We start from the raw sequence: 17,800 nt of genomic DNA on the forward strand, positions 1-17,800 counted from the left end.
AAGCTCACTCCCCCACCGGGCCGGAAGACGCCGCACCGGAAGAACCGGAAGCACCGGAAGACACCGGGACGACACGCGCGAAGCCGCCGTCCACCATCAGATTCGCCACCGTCTCCAACTCCGGCGGACTGCCCGCCAGCCGCGACAGAAAGGCGTCGAAATCGTCACCGCACGGCAGCAGCAGACGCTCCACCCGCTCCGCCGGCGACCACGACGGATCCACATCACGCACATCGTCGTACGCGCAGAACCACACCGAACCCGGCCGCTCGCCCTTCACCTTCACCGCGAGCAACCCGCCCTGCACGAACGCCACCCCGAGGTAATCCTTCGTCAGATGGTCGCGCAGACACTTGTTCACATACACCAGGTCATTGACCGCCGCCTCCTCACGCACCGTGAAGAACGGCTGGTCCAGCAGCAGACCCAACTCGGCGTCCAGCGCCGTACCCACCGGCGCACACCCGCCCGCCGCCTTCAGGAACGAGCGATACGCACCCGGAAGCCGGTAACCGAGATCCTCCTCGACACCCTGAACCTGCGCCTCCGACACCGCCACACCCGACTTCGGCAGCCCGAAATGCGCCGGCCGCGTCTCCTGCAACGGCCGCGTCCCCCGCTTGCCGTGGTCCACCGCCGCCGTCGCCACCCCACCGTGATGCCGCAGCAACGCCTTCACCTCGACCGGAACCAGCTCCAGCCGCCGCGTCCCTGCCACGTGATGCCACGTCCAGCCGTGCGGCGTCGCCACATCCGGCACCGTGTCCCACAACTCGTGCCGCTGCGCCGCCAACGCCGCGTTCGCCGACACATAGTCCGTCAGCCGCAACTCGTCGACGCCGAAACCCTCCGGCGGCTCGGCGATCTCCACCGCCACGCGCGCGTACGGAGAGAAATCCGGGTAACCACGCTCATCGACCCGTACCCCTCTCGGGTGACGCGCCGCCCGGACCGGATCCGGAAAGTGCACGACCTGCCCGGCGTAGGCCGCGTTCGGCGGCGCGGCTTGCTGCCCGAGCCGACCTGTCGTCATGGCGGTAGCCCCCTGCGGCGTTCTCTCTGGCCTCAAATCGGCGGTGTCGATCGCGGATGCCGACAGCCTATGCGGTACGCCAACCCCGGTCACCGGCCCACCACCTCCCCGGACCGACCACCCCTCCCCTCACCCCGGACACCACCCTCCACCTCCGTGACCAGCCGTCACCCCACCGTGACGACCAGCCCCGACCCGGGCGTGTCGCACCGCCCCAGCTTCCGCACCGGCCACGGCATTTGGCACCCTGTGTCCTTCGGGGGAAGCCGGGGGACGCCCGGGGAGGGGACAAACGATCATGAACATCTTGCGAAGCGGAGGTACCGACGTGCGGTCCGGCGACCCACGCATCGGCTGGAGCGGCACCGACACACCCCCCGCCCCCACCCTCCGCCACCGCCGCGACGGCATCCTGCCCACCGTCGCCGCCGCCCTCTCCGTCCGCGGCACCACCCTCACCGGCACCGCCGCCCGCAGCGACCAACCCCCGCCCCTGCACCCCCTCGTCCAGGACTTCCTCGACACCCTCACCAGCGGCGAACGCGACCGCTTCACCGGCCGCTGCGCCGAGACCATTCTCATCTCCCGGCACCTCAGCGCCGCCGACGCCGCACGCAGCAAACGCGCCGCCCGCAAACCCATGACCAACGGCGAAGCCCGCAAAGCCCTCAAACACGCCAAACTCACCGCCCGCCGCATACGCGAGGACGGCGACCCCCTCCACGGCAGCTTCGCCACCCCCTGCCGCGCCTGCACCGCCCTCAGCGCCCACTTCGGCGTCCGCATCGTCGACCCCACGGCAACCGACGACTGACAACCCCCCGTCAACACCAGCGACACCGCACCACCAGCGGACTCGACGAGAACGAAGGGCAGATGCACCCCGACCGCACCTCCACCACGCGCTTCCCCGTACTCGTCGACGCCGCCCTGCGCGCCGCCGGCTGGCAACCCGGACGCTGGGACATAAAGCAGGCAGAGATCTGGGCCGACACCCTGCGCGAACACACCTCACCCGCCGGACACCGGCACACCGTCTTCCCCGCCGCCGTCGAAGCCTGGGCCGAATTCGGCGGCCTCACCATCACCCCCGGCGGCCCCGGCCGCCAGATCGCCCCCGCCACCCTCCACCTCGACCCCCTCCACGGCCTCCACCACGCCCGCACCCTCGGCGACCTCGGCCGCGCCCTCGGCACCGAACTCTGCCCCCTCGGCGAAGAGACCGACACCGCCGCCGTCCTCGCCGTCGACACCGAAGGCCGCGTCTACACCCTCGACCACACCGGCGACTGGTACGCGGGCCCCGACATCGACCACGCCCTCACCACCCTGATCACCGGCATCGAACCGGTACGACTCACGGCGGGCTGACACACCGAGAACCGGCCCACGCCGCGAGACCGGCCCACGCCGCGAAAACCGGCCTAAACCGCCGGAATCACCGCCGACACCCGGAAACCCCCCGCATCCGTCGGCCCCGACACAAACACACCACCCAGCGCCACGACCCGCTCCCGCATCCCGAGCAGGCCGTTCCCACCCGACGGCAACCGCGCCGCCGACGCCGACCCCGGCTCCGGCGGCGGCTCGTTCTCCACCTGCATCGCGATCTCCGACACCCGATGCGCCAGCCGCACATGCGTCTTCGCACCCGCCGCATGCTTGTGCACGTTCGTCAACGCCTCCTGCACCACCCGGTACGCCGTCTGCTCGATCTCCGCCGCATACGACCGAACCTCCCCCTCCACCGACAGCATCACGACCATCCCCGCGGCCGCCGACTGCCCGACCAACTCCTCCAGCTCCGACAGACACGGCCCCTCCACCCCGCCGTCCGCCTCGGCCACCCGGGAAGCCGCAGCCGCAGCCGCCACCCCCACGGCCACCAACGGCACCCCCGGAGCCCGCCGCACCGGAGCCTCCCCCGCCCGCAGCACCCCCAGCATCTCCCGCAACTCGGTCAACGCCTGCCGGCCCATGTCCCCCACCAGCGCCGCATTCCGCACCGCCTTCTCGGGATCCTTCCGCGCCACCGCCTGAAGCGCGGCGGCATGCACCACCATCAGACTCACCCGGTGCGCGACCACGTCATGCATCTCCCGCGCGATCCGCGTCCGCTCCTCGTTACGCGCCCACTCGGCCCGCTCCTCCGCCCGCTCGGCCAGCAGCTGAAGCTCCCGCTCCAGACTGTCCGCCCGCTCCCGCAGGCTCTCCATCAACCGCCGCCGCGCCCCCACATACAAACCCAGCAGCACCGGCGGAGCCGTCAGCCCCAACGCCGTCGTCACCGCCGCGAACGGCACGAACCAGTCACCCAGCGTCAGGTCACCCCGCGCCATGTCCTGCCGCACCCGCACGAACGTCACGACCGCCGTGCCCACCAACGACATCCCCGCCAGCGCCGCGATGATCCGGCGCGGCAGCTCACACGCGGCGAGCGTGTACAGGCCGACGATCGCCAGCAGGAACCCCATCTGCGCCGGCGTGATCGCGATGGCGACCAGCACGACGGCGATCGGCCACTTGCGCCGCACGAGCAACACGGAGCCGGCGATCACCCCGAAAACGATCCCCACCGGCATCGGGATGCCGGCATCCCGGGCGAAGGCAACACCCTCCGCTCCGCACTCCACGGCGGACACCAGCGCGAGACTCCCGTCGAGCACCGCACTGCGCCACCTGGCCCACCACCAGGGCCCGGTCAGGGCCGTGGTGTGCTCTTCCCCCGTCGTGGTCATGCCTCCAGCCTAAGGGCGTCGGCTGCGGCTTTTCCGGTGACTTTCACCGACCTCCACACGCCACACTCCGTAACCGAACGGCGTCGAAACCCACCGGAATCACTCGAACTGGTGAACCCTTCCTGTACGAACCCGGAACGGATCATTCCGGCCGGACGGTATGCCTATGGCGCATTCACCTGGCCGGTACGCCGACTTCGAGAGCCTGCGGGAGCGGGCGGTGACCCTGCGACGGGCAGGGCTCAGCCTCCGGCAGATCCGCGACGAGCTGAAGACCTTCAACAACGACATCCTCAACCAGTTGGTGAAGGGGGAGCCGCCGCCGGAGTGGACGAAGCGACCGAACGCGAAGGACGACCTGCGGGCGAAGGCGCGTGAGCTACGGCTCCAGGGGTGGACCTACGACCAGATCGAGGCGGAGCTGGGGTGCTCACGGAGTTCGGTTTCACTGTGGGTGCGCGATCTGCCGAGGCCCGAGCCCCGGTACACACCGGAAGAACAACGCGCGCTCATGCAAGAGGGCCTGGCACGGCGCAGGGCCACAGAGAGGGAGAAGCACGAGGAGACCAAGGTAGCCGCGCTGCGGGAGATCAAAGAACTCACCGATCGCGACCTTTTCATGGCGGGTATCGCGCTCTACTGGGCCGAAGGGTCGAAGAGCAAACCGTACGACCGCCGCGAGGCGCGGTTTTCGTCAACAGCGACCCCGGCGTGATCAAGACCTATCTGGCTTGGCTGGACCTGCTCGAGGTGGGCCGCGAGCGCCTGACTTTCCGGCTGCTCATCCACGAGTCGGCAGACGTCGAGGCGGCTCACCGCTTCTGGGCGGCCGTGGCCGACGTCGACACCTCGATCTTCGCCAAGCCGACGCTGAAGAAGCACAACCCGAAGACGGTCCGCAAGAACACGGGAGACGACTACCACGGTTGCCTGGTCATCGTTGTGGCCAGGAGCGCCCACTTGTACAACCGCATCGACTGCTGGTGGAACGGAATCTTGGCCCAGGCCGAGGCACGTCTCGGGTAAGGTCTGAAGCGCTGTTCCCCCGTGGTGTAACAGGCAGCACACTAGATTTTGGATCTAGCAGGACAAGGTTCGAATCCTTGCGGGGGAGCCACAGCACACAAAACCCAGGTTCGGGCCCTGACCGGCGAAAGCCCCGTCAGGGCCCGCTCTCACCTCCCCCAAGCAGCACCCCGGTATCCTGCGGCTGTCACCCCACTCACCCACAGCCGAAGGGCAACCCCGTGAGCGCCATCCGCCCGGCAGCCGTAGTCGTTCTCGCAGCGGGTGAGGGCACCCGTATGAAGTCGGTCACACCGAAGGTCCTGCACGAGATCTGTGGCCGGTCCCTCGTGGGCCATGTGCTGGCCGCCGCCCGAGAGTTGGATCCGGAGAATCTGGTCGTGGTCGTCGGCCACGCCCGTGAGCAGGTCACCGCTCACCTCGCCGAGATCGACCCGGACACCAGAACCGCCGTACAGGCGGAGCAGAACGGGACCGGGCACGCCGTACGGATGGGCCTGGAGGAGCTGGGCGGGGCCGTCGGCGGGACCGTCGTGGTCGTCTGCGGGGACACGCCGCTCCTCACCGCCGACACGCTCAGGCAGCTCGCCGAGACGCACGCCACCGACGGCAACGCGGTGACCGTGCTGACCGCCGAGGTTCCGGACGCCACCGGGTACGGCCGGATCATCCGCGACGAGGCGACGGGTGCCGTGACCGCGATCGTGGAGCACAAGGACGCGACCGACGCCCAGCGGTCGATCCGGGAGATCAACAGCGGGGTGTTCGCGTTCGACGGGCAGCTGCTGGCGGACGCGCTGAAGCAGGTGCGGACGGACAACAGCCAGGGCGAGGAGTACCTCACCGACGTGCTCGGGATCCTGCGTGAGGCGGGGCATCGGGTCGGGGCCTCCGTGGCCGGGGATCACCGGGAGATCGCGGGCATCAACAACCGGGTGCAGCTGGCCGAGGCGCGCCGGATTCTCAACGACCGGCTGCTGACCGCGGCGATGCTGGACGGGGTCACCGTCGTCGACCCCGCTTCCACCTGGGTGGACGTGACCGTCTCCTTCGAGCGGGACGCCCTCGTTCATCCCAACACGCTGCTCACCGGGTCGACGCACATCGGTGAAGGTGCCGAGGTCGGGCCCAACAGCCGGCTGAAGGACACCACGGTCGGTGCCGGGGCGCGGGTGGACAACACGGTGTCCGACGGGGCCGTGGTCGGGCCGGAGGCGTCCGTGGGGCCGTACGCGTATCTGCGGCCCGGGACGCGGCTCGGTACGAAGGGCAAGATCGGGACGTACGTCGAGACGAAGAACGCCTCGATCGGTGAGGGCACGAAGGTGCCGCATCTGTCGTATGTGGGTGACGCGACGATCGGTGAGTACACGAACATCGGCGCGGCGAGTGTGTTCGTGAACTACGACGGTGAGAGCAAGCACCACACGACCGTCGGGTCGCATTGCAAGACGGGGTCGGACAACATGTTTGTGGCTCCTGTCACGGTCGGGGACGGTGCTTACACCGCCGCCGGGTCTGTGATCACGAAGGACGTGCCGCCCGGTTCGCTGGCCGTGGCCCGTGGTCAGCAGCGGAATATCGAGGGTTGGGTGGCTCGGAAGCGTCCGGGGAGCGCGGCTGCGAAGGCGGCCGAGGCGGCGTCCCGGAGCGGTGAGAGCGAGGACTGACCGGAAACGGGTACGTCAAACACGGCGTACCGTGATAAGTGCACATCGCACGCGTGCACCCGCACCCCTACCAGCTGGTTCGGCCTCTCATGCCCAGACGGGAGGTCGGAGTAGCAGCCGGCTGGCTGAGACAACCTCTGAGGAGACTGTGCTGTGACCGGGATCAAGACGACCGGCGAGAAGAAGTTGATGTTCTTCTCCGGCCGCGCCCACCCCGAGCTTGCCGAGGAGGTCGCCCAGCAGTTGGGTGTCGGGGTCGTCCCGACGAAGGCCTTCGACTTCGCGAACGGTGAGATCTACGTCCGTTATCAGGAGTCGGCGCGTGGTGCGGACTGCTTCGTGATCCAGAGCCACACGGCTCCGATCAATCAGTGGATCATGGAGCAGTTGATCATGATCGATGCGCTGAAGCGTGCGTCGGCTCGCTCCATCACGGTGATTGTGCCGTTCTACGGTTACGCGCGGCAGGACAAGAAGCACCGGGGTCGTGAACCTATTTCGGCGCGTCTGATCGCGGATCTGATGAAGACGGCGGGGGCGGACCGGCTTCTGACCGTGGATCTGCACACGGATCAGATCCAGGGTTTCTTCGACGGGCCGGTGGATCATCTGTTCGCGCTGCCGCTGCTTGCCGATTATGTGGGCGAGAAGGTGGACCGGGACAAGCTGACGGTGGTGTCGCCGGACGCGGGGCGTGTGCGGGTGGCGGACCGGTGGTGTGACCGGCTGGGTGCGCCTTTGGCCATCGTGCACAAGCGGCGGGACAAGGATGTGGCGAACCAGGTGACCGTCCACGAGGTCGTGGGTGAGGTCAAGGGGCGTGTGTGTGTTCTCGTCGACGACATGATCGACACGGGTGGGACGATCTGTGCCGCCGCCGATGCGCTGTTCGCGCATGGTGCGGAGGATGTCATCGTCACGGCCACGCACGGTGTGTTGTCGGGTCCGGCCGCGGACCGGCTGAAGAACTCGCGGGTGAGTGAGTTCGTGTTCACGAACACGTTGCCGACGCCGGCGGAGCTGGGCCGGGATCTGGACAAGATCACGGTGTTGTCGATCGCTCCGACGATCGCGAGTGCGGTGCGTGAGGTGTTCGAGGACGGTTCGGTGACGAGCCTCTTCGACGAGCAGTGAGGTTTCTGCGGCCCCGCTGTGTGAGGTAGCCGAAGATCCTTTTGGGTGCGGCCTCCTGGTCCGAGTAGACTGCTGCAGTTGCTCGGCGAGGGAGGCCGTTCTCCGTTTCTGACGGGGTTCGGCGGTCCGTTATCGACGCGCTCTTCGTAGCAGGCCGTTCGTGGCCGGGTGACCACGTCCGTTCCCAGTTCCTACGAGGAGTGATCATCATGTCCGAGGTGAAGCTCACCGCCGAGACCCGTACCGAGTTCGGCAAGGGTGCCGCGCGCCGCATCCGCCGTGACAGCAAGGTTCCGGTTGTTCTCTACGGCCACGGCACCGAGCCGCTGCACCTGACCCTGCCGGGTCACGACCTGCTGCTGGCGCTGCGTACGCCGAACGTCCTGATCTCCCTGGACATCGACGGCAAGACCAGCGAGCTGGCGATCCCGAAGGCCGTGCAGCGTGACCCGCTGAAGGGCTTCCTGGAGCACGTCGACCTGCTGCTGGTCAAGCGTGGCGAGAAGGTCACGGTCGAGATCCCGGTGCACACCGAGGGCGAGCTGGCCCCGGGTGGCAACCTGCTGGAGCACGTCCTGAACACGCTGCCGGTCGAGGCCGAGGCGACGCACATCCCCGAGGCTGTCACGGTCTCCGTCGAGGGTCTGGCGGCCGGTGACTCCGTGCAGGCCAAGGACATCACGCTGCCGAGCGGTGTGACCCTGGCCGTCGAGGAGGACGCGGTCGTTCTGCAGGTGCTGCAGGCCCAGGCCGAGGAGACCGAGGGCGAGGCCGCCGAGGCGGGCGAGGAGCAGGCCGAGGCCTGAGCCGCCGGCGTCAGCCTCTGACGTCGTCATCATTCGTTCAGCCGCTGCTCTCCCTCGTGGGGAGTGGCGGCTGGCGCGTATCGAGGAGAGATGGACGTGACCACCCCCGCCAGCAGTGACCCCTGGCTGATCGTCGGGCTCGGGAATCCCGGGCCGGAGTACGCCATGAACCGGCACAACGTCGGTTTCATGGTGGCGGACCTGCTCGCGGGGCGGATCGGGGGGAAGTTCAAGCGGGCGGGCAAGGCGCAGGCGCAGGTGCTGGAGGGGCGGATCGGTCCGGCGGGGCCGGGCAGCCGGCGGGTGATCCTGGCGAAGCCGATGTCGTACATGAATCTGTCCGGTGGTCCGGTGAACGCGCTGAGGGACTTCTACAAGGTGCCGGTGGCGAACATCGTGGCCGTGCATGACGAGCTGGACATCGACTACGGCACGCTGCGGCTGAAGCTGGGCGGTGGGGACAACGGGCACAACGGTCTGAAGTCGATGACGAAGGCGATGGGTTCGGACTATCACCGGGTGCGGTTCGGGATCGGCCGGCCTCCGGGTCGTATGCAGGTGGCGGACTTCGTGCTGAAGGACTTCTCGTCGGCGGAGCGCAAGGAGCTGGACTACTTCGTGGACCGTGCGGCGGACGCGGTGGAGTGTCTGGTGATCGAGGGGCTGGAGCGGGCGCAGAGCGCGTACAACTCCTGACATGTGCTGGTACGGCGGACAGCGAGGTTGACCGCTCGTGCGGGTATGGCCAATGATCCCGGCCATGCCTGCCACAGCCAGCTCTGCTCGCCAGGCCTCCGTGACCGCGTTGCGGTGGGGGCGGGTCGCGGCGACGGGCGCGCTCGCCGCGTTGATCCTGTTCGCCGGGGTGTGGGGTTCCTGGGGGACCGCGCAGCACGTGATGCTGGCCAAGGGGCGGGAGCAGGGCACGGTGCGGGTGACCTCCTGTGCGGACGACACCTGCAGCGGTCCTTTTTCGCCGACGTCGGCGGGGGCTCGGGCACGCGCGCGTGTGGAGATCGCGGAGTCGGTCGCGGTGCGCAAGGGGCGGACGTACGACGTGGTGTTGAAGCCGGGTACGGCGGACGCGGTGCGCTCCGGTCCGGCGGGGATGCTGTATGCCTGGGTGCCGTTGGGCGGGGCGTTTCTGCTGGCCTCGGTGGTGGTGGCGGGCGGGTTGCGGCGGACGCGGGTGGCGTGGGTGCTGGCGGGGTGCGGGGTGGCTTTGCTGACGGGGGCTTTTCTGGCGGTGTCCGCGGGTTCGTGATTCCGTGGACCACCGGCGCACGGTGACGGCCGTGGCCGGACGGCGGACATGACGCTGCCCGACGGGCACTGCAAGCTGTTCTGGAACTTCGTGGGGAAGACAGGGTCGGCCGGGCACCAGGTGTTCTGGACCGACTGCCAGGGCTCCGGCGGCGGTGACGGTACGCCGTCGTCGGGTCCGTCGTCCGGTTCGTCGTCGAGTGGGTCCCCCGCGCCGTCCGCGACCTCGTCCACGTCGCCGTCGGCGTCCTCGTGGCCGTCCGTGTCCTCGTCCACGTCGCCGTCGCCGTCCTCGTCCGCGTCGCCGTCCGCGTCGGCCCCTGGCTAGGCGTCCTCGTCGTCGCCCGTTCCCGCTGTGTCCTCCTCGCCCGTCCGCGCAGGGTGGTGGCGGTCTCGCCGAGAGGGGTAACGGCGTTCCGGTGGGTGCGCTGTCGGGTGCCGCGGCCCTGCTGGTCGCTGCGGGCGGCTGTCTGGTGGTGCGGCGCCGGAGGGCGCGTGGCTGACCGGTGCCGGAAAGGGCGGTGCCCCCGGGGTCGTACGGCCTCGGGGGCACCGTCTGTTCCGGCGGCGGGTCAGCCGGTGTTGCGCAGGCCTGCCGCCACGCCGTTGACGGTGAGGAGCAGGGCGCGGGCGAGCAGCGGGTCGGGCTCGGTGCCCGCGGCCGCCGCGTCGCGCTGGCGCTTGAGCAGGGTGACCTGGAGGTAGGAGATGGGGTCCAGGTAGGCGTCGCGGATGGTGAAGGTCTGCTTGAGGACGGGCTGGGCGTCCAGCAGTTCCTGTTCGCCGGTGATCCGCAGGACCTCACGGACGGTCAGCTCGTGTTCGGCCCTGATGGTGTCGAAGACGTGCTTGAGGTCGTCGGGGACGAGGGTGTCGACGTAGTGCTGGGCGATCCTGAGGTCGGTCTTGGCCAGGGTCATCTCGACGTTGGAGACGAAGTTCTGGAAGAAGTGCCACTGCTGGTGCATCTCGTCGAGGACGGTGTCCAGGCCCGCCTCGCGCAGGGCCTTCAGTCCCGAGCCGACGCCGAACCAGCCGGGGACGATCTGCCGGGACTGGGTCCAGCCGAACACCCAGGGGATCGCGCGCAGGCCGTCGAGGCCGGCGCCGGAGTCGGGGCGCCGGGAGGGGCGGGAGCCGAGGTGGAGTTCGGCGAGCTGGTCGACCGGGGTGGAGGCGAAGAAGTAGGCGGGGAGGTCGGGGTCCTCGACCAGGCGGCGGTAGGCGGCGTGGGCGGCGTCGGAGACGACGTCCATGGCGGCGTCCCAGCGGGCGAGTGCCTCGTCGGACTGGCGGGGGGCGGTGTGCAGGGCGGAGGCCTGCAGGGTGGCCGCGACGGTCAGTTCCAGGTTCTCCCGGGCGAGGGAGGGGATCAGGTACTTGTCGGAGATGACCTCGCCCTGCTCGGTGACCTTGATCTCGCCCTCCAGGGTGCCCCAGGGCTGGGCGAGGATGGCGTCGTGGGAGGGGCCGCCGCCGCGGCCGACGGTGCCGCCGCGGCCGTGGAACAGCCTCAGCCGGACCCCGTAGCGGTGGGCGACGTCGCGCAGCCGCCGCTGGGCGCGGTGGATCTCCCACTGGCTGGTGGTGATGCCGCCGAACTTGGAGGAGTCGGAGTAGCCGAGCATGACCTCCTGGACGTCGCCGCGCAGCGCGACCAGGCGCCGGTAGCACGGGTCGGAGAGCATGTCCTCCAGGATGGTGTCGGCGGCGCGCAGTTCGTCGGTGGTCTCCAGCAGGGGGACGATGCCGATCTTCGCCCAGCCGGCGTGGAGGTCCATCAGTCCGGCCTCGCGGGCGAGGACGGCGGCGGCGAAGACGTCGTCGGCGCCCTGGCACATGGAGATGATGTAGGACTCGACAACCTCGGGGCCGAAGACCTCCAGGGCCTTCTTGACGGTCTCGAAGACGCCGAGGGTCTTCTGACCGGCGGCGTCGACGGGGGCCGGGGTGGGGGCGAGCGGGCGGCGGGAGCGCAGTTCCTTGGCGAGGAGCTTGGCGCGGTACTCGCGGGGCATGTCGGCGTACCGCCAGGACTCCTCGCCGAGGCGGTCGAAGAGCTGGCCGAGGGCGTGGTGGTGGGCGTCGGCGTGTTCGCGGACGTCCATGGTGGCGAGCTGGAGGCCGAAGGCGGCGAGGGTGCGGATGGTGCGGGCCAGGCGGCCGTCGGCGAGCAGGCCGCCGCGGTGCTCGCGCAGCGAGGCCTGGATGATCCTGAGGTCGTTCAGCAGTTCGCTGGTGCCGAGGTAGTCGCGGCCCGCCTCGTGCGGGATGCCCCTGGCGAGGCGCTGCTTGGTGTTCTCCAGCTTCTGCCGGATGCAGGTGGCCTTGAGCCGGTAGGGCTCCTCGGCGTTGAGGCGCTTGTAGCGGGGGCTGATCTCGGGGAGCACCTCCAGGTCCTGGGTGAGGGACTCCAGGAGTTCTTCGGTGGCGCCGGTGTAGCGGATGGAGTTGGAGAGCAGTCCGCGCAGCTCGTCGATCATCTCCAGGGCGTCGTTGATGCCGTGCTCGTGCTGGAGGATGAGGACGTCCCAGGTGACCTGGGGGGTGACGTTGGGGTTGCCGTCGCGGTCGCCGCCGATCCAGGTGCCGAAGGTGAGGGGGCGGGTGTCGTCGGGCAGCTTGACGCCGACGCGCTCCAGTTCGGCCGTGAGGTCCTCCAGGACGTCGCCGACGGCCTCGGCGTGCAGTTCGTCGAGGTAGTAGATGGCGTTGCGGGCCTCGTCGGCGGGCTCGGGGCGGACGACGCGCAGTTCGTCGGTCTGCCAGACGAGGTCGATGTTCTCGGCGAGGCGGACGTCGTGGCGGCGGCGGTCGGAGCCCTGGACGGGGGTCTCCAGGAGCGCGGCGATGCGCCGGAGCTTGTTCAGCACCGAGCGGCGCGCGGCCTCGGTGGGGTGTGCGGTGAACACCGGGCGAACGTTCAGGTTCTGGACGGTCTGCTTCAGGTGTGCCGGGTCGGCGTCCTTGAGCCGGTCGGCGGTGCGGGCGAGGAGGCCGCCCTCGGCGGCGCGCCGGGCGCGCAGTTCGCGGCCGCGGTGCACCTGTTCGGCGACGTTGGCGAGGTGGAAGTAGGTGGAGAAGGCGCGCACCAGCTTGGCGGCGGTCTCCAGTTCGGTGCCGCGCAGCAGTTCGGCGGCGGCCTCGCCGTCCTCGCGAGTGAGGCGGCGGACCTTCTCGACCAGGTCGAGGAGCTCGGGGCCTTCCTGCCGTACGAGGGTCTCGCCCAAGAGATCACCCAGTCGGCGGATGTCGGCGCGCAGCTCGCTGCTGGTCGTGGTGGTCTGGTCGTCGGCACTGCTCACAGGTGCGGCTCCTTGCAGTGTGGAAGCTCTCTGGGAGGGAACCCGGCCGGCTGCCGCGCGGCGGGCGCCGCATACGGGCCGGAGCGTCCGGGAAGGAAACTTCAGCGGACCGCGCTGTCCGACCGAGTTCAAGGATAGGTGTCGATGGGGACGCGCAGGCTCCGGGGCTCTTGCCGCCGCTCGACACGCTGCCATACTTACGACGCCGTAGGTTACGGAACCGTAGGAAGTGCCGTCGCCTTCCGTGCGGTCCCGGCGACCCGGCAACTGCCTCGACCCTCGACCCCACAGGGGACGCGCATGACCTCAAGTTCCGATGTGATCGACGAAGCCCGTAAGGCCGACGACAGTGCGACCGCGTCCGCCACGCTGGGTGGCGAGCAGAAGCGTTCGATCGAGCAGATCACGCTGCTTCTGTTCATCACCGTGCCGTTCCTGGCGCTCGTGGCGGCCGTGCCGCTGGCCTGGGGCTGGGGGGTGAGCTGGCTCGATCTGGGCCTGCTGGTGTTCTTCTACTTCCTGGGGTGCCACGGCATCACGATCGGTTTCCACCGGTACTTCACCCACGGTTCGTTCAAGGCCAAGCGGCCGCTGAGGATCGCGCTGGCGATCATGGGTTCGCTGGCGGTCGAGGGGCCCCTGGTGCGCTGGGTGGCCGATCACCGCAAGCACCACAAGTTCTCGGACGCGGAGGGCGACCCGCACTCTCCGTGGCGGTTCGGCGAGACGGTTCCGGCGCTGATGAAGGGACTGTGGTGGGCTCACATCGGCTGGATGTTCGACGAGGAGCAGACCCCGCAGGACAAGTACGCGCCGGATCTGATCAAGGACCCGGCGATCCGGGCGATCTCCCGGCAGTTCGTGTACTGGACGGGCGTCTCCCTGCTCCTGCCGCCGCTGATCGGCGGTCTGGTGACGATGTCCTGGTGGGGCGCGTTCACCGCGTTCTTCTGGGGTTCACTCGTACGGGTGGCGTTGCTGCACCATGTGACGTGGTCGATCAACTCGATCTGTCACGCGGTGGGCAAGCGGCCGTTCAAGTCGCGGGACCGTTCGGGCAATGTGTGGTGGCTGGCGGTGCTGTCGTGCGGTGAGTCCTGGCACAACCTGCACCATGCCGACCCGACCTCGGCGCGGCACGGTGTGATGCGCGGCCAGATCGACTCCTCGGCCCGGTTCATCCGCATCTTCGAGCTGCTGGGCTGGGCGTACGACGTGCGCTGGCCGTCACGCTCGCGTATCGATTCGCGCCGGAACACCGACCAGGGCGGCTCCCGGCGCCGGACGGAGACCGCGAAGGCGGCATGATTGACGCCGTGGCGACCGACTCCAGCAGTACCTCCAGCAACGACAAACCGCGGCGGACCCGCCGGACCCGTATGACCGGTGCGGAGCGCCGCCAGCAGCTGCTGGAGATCGGTCGTACCCTCTTCGCCGCGAAGGGTTTCGAGGGCACCTCGGTGGAGGAGATCGCGGCGAAGGCCGGGGTGTCCAAGCCGGTGGTGTACGAGCACTTCGGCGGCAAGGAGGGCCTGTACGCGGTGGTGGTGGACCGCGAGATGCGCCGCCTGCTGGACATGGTGACCAGCTCCCTGACCGCAGGCCATCCGCGTGAGCTGTGCGAGCAGGCCGCGTTCGCTCTGCTGGACTACATCGAGGAGTACACGGACGGCTTCCGCATCCTGGTCCGTGACTCCCCCATCCCCCAGTCCACGGGCTCCTTCGCCTCGCTCATCTCCGACATCGCCACCCAGGTGGAGGACATCCTGGGCCGCGAGTTCAAGTCCCGCGGCTTCGACCCGAAGCTGGCCCCGCTGTACGCGCAGGCGCTGGTCGGCATGGTCGCCCTGACCGGCCAGTGGTGGCTGGACGTGCGCCGCCCGAAGAAGGCGGAGGTCGCCGCGCATCTGGTGAACCTGGCGTGGCACGGGCTGGACGGGCTGGAGCAGAAGCCGCGGCTGATCGGGCACCGCAAGGCGTAGCCCAGGGGCCCCGCGGTCATCGGGGCTGGAGGAACTCCAGCCGGTTGCCGACGGGGTCCTGCGAGTAGAAGCGCAGGTGGCCGGGGAGGTTGTCGTCCCAGGTGACCTGCGCGCCCTTGGCGGTGAGGCGGGCCGCGTACGCCTCGATCTCCGTGACCCTGAGCCCCGGATGGGCCTTCTTCGCCGGTCGCCAGTGACATTCTCCGCCTCCGGCGGGGGCGTCTTCGATGCCCAGGTGGAGCTGCACGGCCCCCGCCTGGAACCAGCAGCCGCCGCGCGCCGCGAGCACCGGTGGCTTCGGGATCTCCGTCATCCCCAGAACGTCGACGTAGTACGCCCGCAGTGCGTCCTCCGACCCGGGCGGGGCCGCCAGCTGCACATGGTCGACCGCGGCGAGCATGCTCAGGCCTCCTTCACGGCGACGGCGAACAGCCGGCGGAAGGGCAGGACCGTGCCGTACGGCGCGCTGGGGTAGGCCTGCCGCAGCAGGTCCCGGTACTCCGCCAGGAACGCGTCGCGTGCCTCGGGGTCGTCGGCGAGCGCGGTCAGTGCGGGCCTGAGGCCGGTGCCCTTCACCCAGTCCAGGACGGGATCCTCGCCCTGCAGGAGGTGGAAGTACGTCGTCTGCCACACGTCGGTCGCGCAGCCCAGGCGGGCGAGGCGGTCCAGGTAGGCGCCGGGGGTGTGCACGGAGTCGGTGCGGCGCAGGACGTCGGCGAGCCGGGACTTCCAGCGGGGGGTGCCGGCGAGTTCGCGCATCAGGGCGTGCAGCGGGGCGTCGATGTTGTCGGGGACCTGGAAGGCGAAGGTGCCACCGGTCCTGAGGCCGGCGGTCCACTGGGCGAAGCGGTCGGCGTGGTCCGGCACCCACTGGAGGGTCGCGTTGGAGACGATCAGGTCGTACGGCTCCCCGGGCACCCAGGTGCGTACGTCGGCCGGGGCGAAGTCCAGCCGTCCGCCGCCCGCGGTGGGGCCTTCGTGCTCGGTGTGGGCCCGGTCGAGCATCTCGGGCGAGTTGTCGTAGCCGGTGACATGGGCGGCGGGCCAGCGTTCGGTGAGCAGCGCGGTGACGTTGCCCGGGCCGCAGCCGAGGTCGGCGATGCGAGGCGCCCGCGTGGGGAGCGCGGGGACGCGGGCGAGGAGGTCGGCGAAGGGACGGGCCCGGTGACCGGCGTGTCGCAGATACTGCCCGGGGTCCCAGATCGGTGTCGTCATACCACCACTGTCCTCCGGGCTTATCTCGACGTCAAGAGGCTTGATGTCAAGAGACTTCATGTCGACACAACCACTACACTGATCTCCATGGAGGACGAGGTCGATCGGCTGGTCGCAGCGTGGCGCCGGGAACGTCCGGACCTCGACGTGGAGCCGCTGGAAGTGCTCAGCCGGGTGAGCCGACTCGCCCGGCATCTGGACCGTGCGCGCCGGCTCGCCTTCGCCGAGCACCAGCTGGAGCCGTGGGAGTTCGACGTGCTGACCGCGCTCCGGCGCGCGGGCACGCCGTACCAGCTCTCCCCCGGTCAGCTGCTGACGCAGACCCTGGTCACTTCGGGCACGATGACCAACCGCATCGACCGGCTGGCCAAGAAGGGCCTGGTGGAGCGGCTGCCCGACCCGAGCGACCGGCGGGGCGTGCTGGTCCGGCTGACCGGGACCGGCCGGGACCGCGCCGACCAGGCGCTGGCCGGCCTGCTGGAGCAGGAGCGGGCGATCCTCGCCGAGCTGTCCCGCGCCCAGCGCGCCGAACTGGCCGGTCTGCTACGCCAGTTGACCGCCCCGTTCGACAACATCCCCGGTTAGCTCGGCCGGTCCGACCCCCGCCCGGCGGGCGAGGGCGACGGCGGCCAGTGTCGAGTGGACACCCAGCTTGCCGAGGACGTTCTGCATATGGGTGCGCACGGTGTGCGGGGAGAGGAACAGCCGCTCGGCGACGGCCTTGCGGCCGAGGCCCGCGACCATGCAGCGCAGCACCTCCCGCTCGCGCGGGGTGAGGGACTCCACCAGCCGCTCGCTCTCGGTGCGGTGCCGGCGGGCGGCCGTCAGCTCCCTGAGCACACCGGTGAGCAGGGCGGGCGGCAGATGGGTCTCGTCGCGCAGCACACCCCGGATCACCGTCAGCAGCCGGGACAGCGAGCAGTCCTTGGCGACCCACCCCGAGGCACCGGCCTGCAGCGCGAGCGCCGCCCGCCGGGAATCGTCCTTCTCGGCGAGCACCACGATCCGCACGGCGGGCTGGGCGGCGCGGACCCCGGCGACCAGCGAGAGCCCGTCGACCAGGCCCTCCTCGTTCCCCTCCTGCACGGGCACGGGAACCGTCGGACGGCTGCCGGGCACATGGCCACCGAGGTCGGCGTCGACCAGCAGCACATCGAAACGGCGGCCCTCACCGGCCGCCCGCTCCAGACAGCGCAGCGCGGCGGGGCCGCTGCCGGCGGCGGAGACCTCGACGTCCGGCTCGGCGGCCAGGGCGGCAGCGAGCGACTCGGCGAAGATACGGTGGTCGTCGACGACCAGGACTCGGATACGAACCACGAAACCCCTCCCGGACCGGGCCTGGTCCACTGGAGAACGACGACCCGCGCGGGTACGGACACCCACGGAAAGGACGCACGCCGCGCGGCCGCCGCCGTCGCGGAAACTGCTACCCCCACCGCGGGCGCCGTACCCGCCTGTCTCGCCCCCTGATCAGCACCGGCCCCCACCGGTGCTGTTCCACAGAGTACGGACGGGAGCACGCAGCGGAAGGAGATTTGCAGAACTGGCCGTCCAGCGCGTTTCTCGTGTGCCGCAAGTTTCATTTCGAGACGGAAGTCGACAATCCCCGACGTGATCTGCTTCCCTCA

General features: G+C 69.8%; 16 protein-coding genes, 1 tRNA gene and 1 pseudogene. 12 read left to right on the top strand and 6 right to left on the bottom strand.

Going from position 1 to position 17,800, the window contains the following annotated elements; translation table 11 throughout:
• Window positions 1-4 precede the first annotated feature (4 nt).
• Window positions 5-1,033 (bottom strand): SMI1/KNR4 family protein, encoded by a 1,029-nt coding sequence (locus ACZ5NH_RS30805; protein ID WP_388632063.1) that lies wholly within the window; start codon window positions 1,031-1,033, stop codon window positions 5-7.
• A 298-nt stretch (window positions 1,034-1,331) separates the two neighbouring features.
• Between ACZ5NH_RS30805 and ACZ5NH_RS30810 the strand changes: the two genes are divergently transcribed.
• Both ACZ5NH_RS30810 and ACZ5NH_RS30815 read left to right on the top strand, forming a co-directional pair.
• Window positions 1,332-1,847: a YwqJ-related putative deaminase gene (locus ACZ5NH_RS30810; protein ID WP_468779831.1), complete on the top strand. Its 516-nt coding sequence runs from the start codon at window positions 1,332-1,334 to the stop codon at window positions 1,845-1,847.
• Between the two features lie 62 nt (window positions 1,848-1,909).
• Window positions 1,910-2,404, top strand: a complete 495-nt coding sequence (locus ACZ5NH_RS30815) for an SUKH-3 domain-containing protein (RefSeq protein WP_451006573.1) — start codon at window positions 1,910-1,912, stop codon at window positions 2,402-2,404.
• Between the two features lie 53 nt (window positions 2,405-2,457).
• Here ACZ5NH_RS30815 and ACZ5NH_RS30820 read toward each other — a convergent pair whose 3' ends face one another.
• Entirely contained in the window at window positions 2,458-3,771 is a 1,314-nt protein-coding gene (locus tag ACZ5NH_RS30820; RefSeq protein ID WP_468779833.1) for a sensor histidine kinase, read from the bottom strand.
• 166 nt (window positions 3,772-3,937) lie between these two features.
• Here ACZ5NH_RS30820 and ACZ5NH_RS30825 point away from each other — a divergent pair.
• The 7 genes and pseudogenes from ACZ5NH_RS30825 (at window position 3,938) to ACZ5NH_RS30855 (ending at window position 9,671) form a co-directional block, all read left to right on the top strand.
• Window positions 3,938-4,797 (top strand): annotated as a pseudogene (locus ACZ5NH_RS30825) (helix-turn-helix domain-containing protein).
• Window positions 4,798-4,812: 15 nt separating this feature from the next.
• Window positions 4,813-4,888 (top strand) — tRNA-Gln (locus tag ACZ5NH_RS30830).
• Between the two features lie 130 nt (window positions 4,889-5,018).
• The gene (gene glmU, locus ACZ5NH_RS30835) at window positions 5,019-6,467 is read left to right on the top strand and encodes a bifunctional UDP-N-acetylglucosamine diphosphorylase/glucosamine-1-phosphate N-acetyltransferase GlmU (RefSeq protein WP_468779835.1); all 1,449 of its coding nucleotides are present in this window, start codon (window positions 5,019-5,021) and stop codon (window positions 6,465-6,467) included.
• A 153-nt stretch (window positions 6,468-6,620) separates the two neighbouring features.
• Window positions 6,621-7,601, top strand: a complete 981-nt coding sequence (locus ACZ5NH_RS30840) for a ribose-phosphate diphosphokinase (protein ID WP_451554220.1) — start codon at window positions 6,621-6,623, stop codon at window positions 7,599-7,601.
• A gap of 209 nt (window positions 7,602-7,810) precedes the next feature.
• Entirely contained in the window at window positions 7,811-8,407 is a 597-nt protein-coding gene (locus ACZ5NH_RS30845; RefSeq protein ID WP_388632078.1) for a 50S ribosomal protein L25/general stress protein Ctc, read from the top strand.
• A gap of 90 nt (window positions 8,408-8,497) precedes the next feature.
• Window positions 8,498-9,103: an aminoacyl-tRNA hydrolase gene (gene pth, locus ACZ5NH_RS30850; RefSeq protein WP_388632081.1), complete on the top strand. Its 606-nt coding sequence runs from the start codon at window positions 8,498-8,500 to the stop codon at window positions 9,101-9,103.
• Window positions 9,104-9,155: 52 nt separating this feature from the next.
• Window positions 9,156-9,671, top strand: coding sequence for a hypothetical protein (locus tag ACZ5NH_RS30855; protein ID WP_388632367.1), 516 nt, complete (start codon window positions 9,156-9,158; stop codon window positions 9,669-9,671).
• 571 nt (window positions 9,672-10,242) lie between these two features.
• Here the strand turns inward: ACZ5NH_RS30855 and ppc are convergent.
• Window positions 10,243-12,975, bottom strand: a complete 2,733-nt coding sequence (ppc, locus tag ACZ5NH_RS30860; protein ID WP_468779838.1) for a phosphoenolpyruvate carboxylase — start codon at window positions 12,973-12,975, stop codon at window positions 10,243-10,245.
• A 300-nt stretch (window positions 12,976-13,275) separates the two neighbouring features.
• Here ppc and ACZ5NH_RS30865 point away from each other — a divergent pair, with 300 nt between their 5' ends.
• Together ACZ5NH_RS30865 and ACZ5NH_RS30870 are read left to right on the top strand one after the other, a co-directional pair.
• Entirely contained in the window at window positions 13,276-14,283 is a 1,008-nt protein-coding gene (locus ACZ5NH_RS30865) for an acyl-CoA desaturase (RefSeq protein WP_388632089.1), read from the top strand.
• Window positions 14,280-14,957 carry a TetR/AcrR family transcriptional regulator gene (locus ACZ5NH_RS30870; protein WP_067049993.1) on the top strand — a complete coding sequence of 226 codons (678 nt, stop codon included), beginning with the start codon at window positions 14,280-14,282 and terminating at the stop codon, window positions 14,955-14,957. Before ACZ5NH_RS30865 ends, ACZ5NH_RS30870 begins: the two co-directional genes overlap by 4 nt.
• Window positions 14,958-14,973: 16 nt before the next feature.
• Here the strand turns inward: ACZ5NH_RS30870 and ACZ5NH_RS30875 are convergent, their stop codons facing one another.
• Window positions 14,974-15,357: a VOC family protein gene (locus ACZ5NH_RS30875; protein ID WP_388632092.1), complete on the bottom strand. Its 384-nt coding sequence runs from the start codon at window positions 15,355-15,357 to the stop codon at window positions 14,974-14,976.
• A 2-nt stretch (window positions 15,358-15,359) separates the two neighbouring features.
• The gene (locus ACZ5NH_RS30880) at window positions 15,360-16,172 is read right to left on the bottom strand and encodes a trans-aconitate 2-methyltransferase (protein WP_468779841.1); all 813 of its coding nucleotides are present in this window, start codon (window positions 16,170-16,172) and stop codon (window positions 15,360-15,362) included.
• An 87-nt stretch (window positions 16,173-16,259) separates the two neighbouring features.
• Between ACZ5NH_RS30880 and tamR the strand changes: the two genes are divergently transcribed.
• Window positions 16,260-16,757, top strand: coding sequence for a MarR family transcriptional regulator TamR (gene tamR, locus ACZ5NH_RS30885; protein WP_353599108.1), 498 nt, complete (start codon window positions 16,260-16,262; stop codon window positions 16,755-16,757).
• Here tamR and ACZ5NH_RS30890 read toward each other — a convergent pair.
• Window positions 16,716-17,489 carry a LuxR C-terminal-related transcriptional regulator gene (locus ACZ5NH_RS30890; RefSeq protein ID WP_468779843.1) on the bottom strand — a complete coding sequence of 258 codons (774 nt, stop codon included), beginning with the start codon at window positions 17,487-17,489 and terminating at the stop codon, window positions 16,716-16,718. The genes tamR and ACZ5NH_RS30890 overlap by 42 nt on opposite strands.
• Between the last annotated feature and the right edge of the window lie 311 nt (window positions 17,490-17,800).

The organism is Streptomyces sp. NPDC031426 (genome assembly GCF_055581585.1).